At 62.1% G+C, this 7,188-nt stretch carries 9 protein-coding genes; all 9 read left to right on the top strand.

All coding sequences use genetic code 11. The annotated features are described in order from the left end of the window. Window positions 1–94 precede the first annotated feature (94 nt). Complete coding sequence (gene ydgT, locus VGC33_RS08440) at window positions 95–310, top strand: transcription modulator YdgT (protein WP_331120310.1); 216 nt, start codon at window positions 95–97, stop codon at window positions 308–310. Then, the gene (locus tag VGC33_RS08435) at window positions 307–747 is read left to right on the top strand and encodes a DUF2569 domain-containing protein (RefSeq protein ID WP_331120309.1); all 441 of its coding nucleotides are present in this window, start codon (window positions 307–309) and stop codon (window positions 745–747) included. Before ydgT ends, VGC33_RS08435 begins: the two co-directional genes overlap by 4 nt. Window positions 748–859: 112 nt before the next feature. Further along, on the top strand, window positions 860–1,441 hold the full coding sequence (rsxA, locus tag VGC33_RS08430) for an electron transport complex subunit RsxA (protein WP_331120308.1): 582 nt from the start codon (window positions 860–862) through the stop codon (window positions 1,439–1,441). After that, window positions 1,441–2,016: an electron transport complex subunit RsxB gene (rsxB, locus tag VGC33_RS08425; RefSeq protein ID WP_331120307.1), complete on the top strand. Its 576-nt coding sequence runs from the start codon at window positions 1,441–1,443 to the stop codon at window positions 2,014–2,016. Before rsxA ends, rsxB begins: the two co-directional genes overlap by 1 nt. Next, window positions 2,009–3,904 carry an electron transport complex subunit RsxC gene (gene rsxC, locus VGC33_RS08420; protein ID WP_331120306.1) on the top strand — a complete coding sequence of 632 codons (1,896 nt, stop codon included), beginning with the start codon at window positions 2,009–2,011 and terminating at the stop codon, window positions 3,902–3,904. The genes rsxB and rsxC overlap by 8 nt, the downstream gene beginning before the upstream one ends. After that, window positions 3,905–4,957: an electron transport complex subunit RsxD gene (gene rsxD, locus VGC33_RS08415; protein ID WP_331120305.1), complete on the top strand. Its 1,053-nt coding sequence runs from the start codon at window positions 3,905–3,907 to the stop codon at window positions 4,955–4,957. 9 nt (window positions 4,958–4,966) lie between these two features. Beyond that, window positions 4,967–5,602, top strand: coding sequence for an electron transport complex subunit RsxG (rsxG, locus tag VGC33_RS08410; protein ID WP_331120304.1), 636 nt, complete (start codon window positions 4,967–4,969; stop codon window positions 5,600–5,602). Next, on the top strand, window positions 5,595–6,284 hold the full coding sequence (rsxE, locus tag VGC33_RS08405) for an electron transport complex subunit E (protein ID WP_331120303.1): 690 nt from the start codon (window positions 5,595–5,597) through the stop codon (window positions 6,282–6,284). The genes rsxG and rsxE overlap by 8 nt, the downstream gene beginning before the upstream one ends. Next, window positions 6,284–6,928, top strand: coding sequence for an endonuclease III (gene nth, locus VGC33_RS08400; RefSeq protein WP_331120302.1), 645 nt, complete (start codon window positions 6,284–6,286; stop codon window positions 6,926–6,928). The genes rsxE and nth overlap by 1 nt, the downstream gene beginning before the upstream one ends. The last annotated feature ends 260 nt before the right edge of the window (window positions 6,929–7,188 follow it).

The following is a 7,188-nucleotide window of genomic DNA, read 5'->3' as shown; positions in this document are numbered from 1 at the left end:
CGCGTTTTTTCATGTTTAACCCAGTAATATCTAGACACCCCGACCGCAGTGAATATACTACCTTGCTATTATTCCCTTCCCTGAATGCCCAACCATGACTGCCTACGACTATTTGTTAACATTCCGCCGTGTCAGCACGCCGGAAAGCCTGGAAAAACTGTTCGATCATCTTAATTATTCCCTGGTCGACGACGCGGAGATCATCAATATGTACCGCGCGGCGGATCATCGCCGGGCCGAGCTGGTCTCCGGCGGACGCTTGTTTGATTTGGGCCAGGTGCCGAAGTCTGTCTGGCGGTATGTCGTTTGAGCACGGCAAGCACCCCGCCGCGCATCGGCGGCTGGTTATGGCTGCCGGTGGCCTACCTGATCATGGCCCTGCTCAGCGCCAGTCTGATGACGGTGATTTTCCTGCTGGCCCTGCTGCAGCGTCCGTCGGCGGACAGCGCCACCATCGCCGCGATCTTTACCCTGCAATGGTATGCGTCGATGGCCACCACGCTTGTGATGTGGGGCTTTACCTTCTGGACGCTGCGTCTGCTGCTGCGCCGTTCGGCCCGGTTTCCCAAGGTATTCATTCTCTGGCTGATGGCGGGCGTGCTGCTGGCGCTCAAGGCCTTCGCCTTTTCGCCGGTCACCGATGAACTGGCCCTGCGCATCCTGTTCTGGCCCCTGCTGGCCGCGGCGACCATGGTGCCTTATATCAAACGCTCGCGCCGGGTCAAAAACACCTTTATCCAGTCCTGACGGCGCTTCCGCCGCCGGTTCCCGCGCCCTTAGAATAACCCTATTATTACTATGTTGTTGAAACGGACCTGATGCCGGATAATACGTCGCTTCTTTTCAAATAGGTACGGCTATGAATGGTTACCTGTTACTGTTTATCGGCACCATGCTGGTGAATAATTTCGTTCTGGTTAAATTTCTTGGGCTTTGCCCCTTTATGGGTGTGTCCAAAAAACTGGAAACGGCAATGGGTATGGGCATGGCCACCACCTTCGTCATGACGCTGGCCTCGGTCTTTTCCTGGCTGATTAATGATTTTATTCTGCTGCCGCTTGACCTGACCTATCTGCGCACCCTGTCATTTATTTTTATTATCGCGGTGGTGGTGCAATTCACCGAACTGGTGGTGCGCAAAACCAGTCCTTCGCTGTATCGGCTGCTGGGCATTTTCCTGCCCCTTATCACCACCAACTGCGCGGTGCTTGGCGTGGCGTTGCTAAACGTCAACCTTAACCACAACTTTCTGCAATCCGCGGTCTACGGGTTTAGCGCGGCGGCGGGATTTTCACTGGTGATGGTACTGTTCGCCGCCATTCGCGAACGCCTGGCGGTGGCCGATGTGCCGGCGCCGTTCAAGGGATCATCCATCGCCCTGGTCACCGCCGGCCTGATGTCGCTGGCGTTTATGGGCTTTACCGGCCTGGTGAAATTCTGATGCTGTCATTATGGTGGGCTATCGCATCGCTAAGCGCCCTGGCGTTGGTGGCGGGCGCCTTGCTCGGCTACGCCGCCCTGCGCTTTAGGGTGGAAGGCGATCCGCTGGCCGGGCAAATCGATGCGCTGCTGCCGCAAAGCCAATGCGCCCAGTGCGGTTACCCCGGCTGCCGCCCCTATGCCGAAGCGGTGGCCGGCCAGGGTGAGAAAATCAACAAATGCGCCCCCGGCGGCGAGCAAACGATGCTTAAAATCGCCGGACTGATGAATATCGACCCGCAATACCTGGACGACGAGGCGACAGGCCACCCGGCGGCGACGGTGGCCTGGATAGACGAGGGCAATTGCATCGGTTGCACCAAATGTATCCAGGCCTGTCCGGTGGACGCCATTATCGGCGCCACCCGGGCGGTGCATACCGTGGTCAGCGATCTGTGCACCGGTTGCGATCTTTGCGTCGCCCCCTGTCCCACCAACTGTATCGAGATGCGGCCGGTGGCGGTCTCCACCGAGAACTGGAAATGGGATCTGAATACCATACCCGTCCGCCAAATCCCGCTGGAGCAACATGTTTAAGCTATTTGCCGCGCAGCGCGCAGAACGCCTCTGGGATTTTCCCGGCGGCATTCGTCCGCCGGAAATGAAAACACAGTCAAACGGCGTGCCGCTGCGGCGCCCGCCGCTGCCGGATCAATGCGTCATTCCGCTTAAGCAGCACCTGGGGCCGGAGGGCGAGCTGTGCGTAACCGCGGGCGACCGGGTGCTGCGCGGACAGCCGCTGACCCGGGGCCGGGGGCGGACCCTGCCGGTGCATGCCCCCACGTCGGGGACGATACAGGCCATTGCGCCGCACATCACCGCCCATCCGTCGGCGCTGGCGGAGCTAAGCGTCATCCTCGCCCCCGACGGCGAGGACCGCTGGTGCGAACGCCAGCCCCTGGCGGATTACCGTCGGCACGACGCGGGATATCTGCTTAACCGCATCCACCAGGCCGGTATCGCCGGTCTGGGCGGCGCCGGCTTTCCGACCGCGGCCAAGCTCCAGGGCGGACCGGGCGCGATAAATACCCTGATTATCAACGCCGCGGAATGCGAACCGTATATTACCGCCGACGATCGGCTGATGCAGGAGCACGCGCCCGAGATCGTCGGCGGCATCGATGTGCTGGTCCATATCCTGCGCCCCGCGCGGGTCATCATCGGCATCGAGGACAACAAGCCGGCCGCCGCCGCGGCGATGGCCGCCGCCCTTGCTGACGGCGCCGGCTACCCGTTGCGCGTTATCCCCACCAAATATCCGTCCGGTGGCGCCAAGCAGCTGACCAAAATCCTGACCGGCCATGAAGTGCCGTTCGGCCAACATTCGGCCGCCATCGGCATCGTCATGCTGAATGTCGGCACCGTCTTCGCCGTCAAGCGGGCCATCATTGACGGCGAGGCGCTTACCGAACGGGTGGTGACGCTGACCGGCGACGCGCTTAAGCGTCCCGGCAACGTCTGGGGACGTCTCGGCACGCCGGTCGGCCATCTGCTGCGCGACGCCGGCTTCACACCGCAGCCGGGGCAACTGGTTATCATGGGCGGGCCGCTGATGGGCTTTACGCTGCCGCGGCTGGATGTGCCCATCGTCAAGATCAGCAACTGCATCATGGCGCCCGCGGGCAGCGAGATGAGCCAACCGGAGCCGGAGCAATCCTGCATCCGCTGCGGCCTGTGCGCGGACGCCTGTCCCGCCGGCCTGCTTCCCCAGCAACTCTATTGGTTCAGCCGGGGACGGGAACACGAAAAAGCCCGGGGCCATCATCTGGCGGATTGCATCGAATGCGGCGCCTGCGCCTATGTCTGCCCCAGCAATATTCCACTGGTGCGCTATTACCGCCAGGAAAAGGCCGAGATCCGCGCACTGGATCTGGACGCGCGGCGCGCGCAGGCGGCCAAGGCGCGCTTCGAGGCCAAGCTTGCGCGGCGCGAGCGCGAAAAGCTGCTGCGGGAAGACCGCCACCGGCAGGCCGCCGTCACTCTTGACGCACGCGACGAGCCGATGATCAAAGCGGCGCAACACCCTTTGCCCAACGCCGGCCATAACGCCGTGGCGGCGGAAAAAACCCCTGAACCGACTGCCGCTGCCGTCTTGCCGGCGTCCTCGCCCCTATCGGTCACCGCCGGGCAAATGATGCCGGATGCGCGGAAAGCGGCGGTTGCGGCGGCCATTGCCCGCGTCAAGGCGCGTAGAATCCCCGCTGAGCCGTCAACATCAAGTGACAATGTCACAGAAACGCCCGTCGGCGATATTACCTCTGCGGCCGGTTTAACCGCCCCGGCCCGTCCTGACATCATCCCGGCGACGCAGGAAGCGGCCGTCGGCGCCGCGGATCCGCGCAAAGCCGCGGTGGCGGCCGCCATTGCCAGGGTCAAGGCCCGCAAGGCCGCCGCCGGGGCAACCCTACAGTCCCACGAGGAATAAATGGCTTTCAGGATCGCAAGTTCTCCTTTCACCCACAACAGGCAAAGCACCCGGCGCATCATGCTGCAGGTTATGGCGGCCTGCCTGCCGGGCCTGCTGGCTCTGAGCTGTTTTTTCGGCTACGGCACCCTGATCCAAATCCTGTTGGCCGCGCTGACCGCCTGCGCGGCCGAGGCGGCGGTGCTGGCGCTGCGCCGCCAGCCGGTCGGACCGCGGCTGGCCGACAACTCCGCGCTGCTGACCGCCGTGCTGCTGGGGTTGAGCCTGCCGCCGCTGTCCCCCTGGTGGATGATCGTGCTGGCGACGGCGTTCGCCATTATCATCGCCAAGCAGCTGTACGGCGGTTTGGGACAAAATCCGTTTAACCCGGCCATGGTAGGCTATGTGGTGCTGCTGATCTCTTTCCCGGTGCAAATGACCAGTTGGCTGCCGGAAACCGGGCTTCGGCTGCAGCCGGCCACCTTGACTGACCAGCTGTGGCTGATATTTGCCGGCCATACCCCGGGCGGCCTGGACGTGCAGCAGCTGCGCGCCGGGTTCGACGGCCTAAGCCAGGCGACGCCGCTGGATAATATCAAAACCGGCCTGCGCGGCGGGACGGATGCGCTGACACTGCTTGCGCAACCCGTGTATAACGGTCTGATGGGTGGGTTGGGATGGCAATGGGCCAATCTCGGTTTCCTGGCCGGCGGCCTTTATCTGCTTTGGCGCAAGGTGATTAGCTGGCATATCCCGGTAAGCTTCCTGGCGGCGCTGATGCTCTGCGCCAGCCTGGGCTGGTGGCTTGACCCGCGCGCCAGCGCGCCGCCATTGCTGCATCTGCTTTCCGGAGCCACCATGCTGGGCGCCTTTTTTATCGCCACCGATCCGGTGACCGCGTCCACGACGGCTAAAGGACGGCTGATTTTCGGCGCCCTGACGGGACTGCTGACCTGGGTTATCCGCACCTATGGCGGCTATCCCGAGGGGGTGGCCTTTGCGGTGCTGTTGGCCAATATTTGCGTGCCGCTGATCGATTATTTTACGCAACCCCGCGTTTACGGCCATCGCTAAGGAGCGCCGATGTTCACGATGATGCGCAAACACGGCATTACCCTGGCGCTGTTCGCCGCGCTCACCACCGGCCTGACGGCGCTGGTGCATGGGCTGACCGAACCGGGCATCGCCAGGCAGGCCGTGTTGCAGCAACAGCAATTATTGGATCAGGTCGTGCCGCCGGAGCTGCATGATAATGATATGCTGGGCGAATGCTATCTGGTGGTTGACGATCTCCTGGGCAGCGCGCATCCGCACCGCGTGTACCTGGCGCGCAAAAACGGCAGACCGGTGGCCGCGGCCATCGAATCCACCGCGCCCGACGGCTACTCCGGCGCCATCCAGCTGCTGGTCGGCGCGGATTTTGCCGGCAACGTGCTGGGTACCCGGGTTACCGAACACCATGAAACGCCGGGACTGGGCGATAAAATCGAGCTGCGCATCTCCGATTGGATCACCCGGTTCAGTGGAAAAAAAGTCGATTCGCCGCTCGATAAACGCTGGGCGGTAAAAAAAGACGGCGGCCAGTTTGATCAGTTCACCGGCGCCACCATTACCCCGCGCGCCGTGGTGAACGCGGTAAAGCGCACCGCCGGATATTTAAAGATGATGCCGGGTGAAATTGACCATTTGCCCCGCTGCGGAGATAACGACGATGAGTGAAGCCGGACGCTTGCTGCGCCAGGGCCTGTGGACCAATAACTCTGCTCTGGTGCAATTATTAGGATTATGCCCTTTGCTGGCGGTGTCCAACACCGTCACCAACGCGCTGGGGCTGGGACTGGCCACCACGCTGGTGCTGGCCTGCACCAACGGCTGGATTTCCGCTTTCCGCCGCTGGGTGCCCGCCGAGATCCGCATCCCCATCTATGTCATGATCATTGCCGCCGTGGTCTCCATCGTGCAAATGCTGATGAACGCCTACGCCTTCGGCTTGTATCAGTCCCTGGGGATATTTATTCCGTTAATCGTCACCAATTGCATCGTGGTGGGACGGGCGGAGGCCTATGCCTCGCTCAATCCGGTGGCCCTGTCGGCCCTGGACGGCGCGGCCATGGGACTGGGCGCGACCTGCGCCCTGCTGGTATTGGGCGCCATGCGCGAAGTGCTGGGCAACGGCACGCTGTTCGACGGCGCCGACCTGCTGCTGGGCGGCTGGGCCAAGGGACTGCGCGTCGAAGTATTCCATTTGGACAGCCCGTTTTTACTGGCCATGCTGCCGCCGGGCGCGTTTATCGGCCTGGGATTTATGCTGGCCGCCAAGTACCTGATAGACCAGCGTATCAAAACCCGCCAGCGGCGGACGGTGGCGGACGGCGTAGCACACCGGGCTGGTGTAGCCTGATGAATAAAATCAAACGACTGGCCATCCTGAGCCGTCTGCGCGCCAACGATCCCGACCCCACCACCGAGCTGCATTACGCCTCGCCCTTCGAACTGCTGATCGCGGTGCTGCTGTCGGCGCAGGCCACCGACGTCAGCGTTAACAAGGCCACCGCCAAACTGTTCCCGGTGGCCAACACCCCAGAGGCCATGCAGGCCTTGGGCGTGGACGGCATCAAGTCCTATATCAAGTCCATCGGCCTGTTTAACAGTAAAGCGGAAAATATCGTCAAGACCTGCCGGATGCTGACTGAACTTCACCACGGCCAGGTGCCGCAAGATCGGGCGGCGCTGGAAGCCCTGCCGGGGGTCGGGCGCAAAACCGCCAATGTGGTGCTCAATACCGCGTTTGGCTGGCCGACCATTGCGGTGGATACCCATATTTTCCGGGTGTGCAACCGGACGCGTTTTGCTCCGGGCAAGAACGTCGAGGAGGTGGAGCAGGCATTGCTGCGGGTGGTGCCGCGGGAATTTGTCGTTAACTGCCACCATTGGCTGATCCTGCACGGCAGGTACACCTGCGTCGCGCGCAAGCCCCGCTGCGGCGCCTGCCTGATTGAAGATCTCTGTGAATATAAAGATAAGGTCTACGGCGACGGCGCGTAACCGCCCCGCCGCCGTTCAAGGGCGGCGCCCTGCTCCCAATGTCCCGCGTCATCCACCCCGCTATAAATCACTGCCTTAGCGCGGCGTTTCATCGTGAAACGCCGGAGTCCCGCCGCCTTCACCCCCACATCGTGCTTATTTATTTAATTGTAACAGGATATTATTCAAGCCTTGCCTAATCAGCTGAAATCCGGAAGATCCCCCTCAGACTAATCTTATAACAATACAGACGGGACGCGGGCAACGGCGTCACCCCTGTT

Origin of the sequence: Acerihabitans sp., assembly GCF_036398755.1 — a bacterium.
In the GTDB taxonomy this organism is placed as follows: Bacteria; Pseudomonadota; Gammaproteobacteria; order Enterobacterales; family Enterobacteriaceae; genus Acerihabitans.
This window is presented reverse-complemented; position numbering and strand designations above follow the sequence as displayed.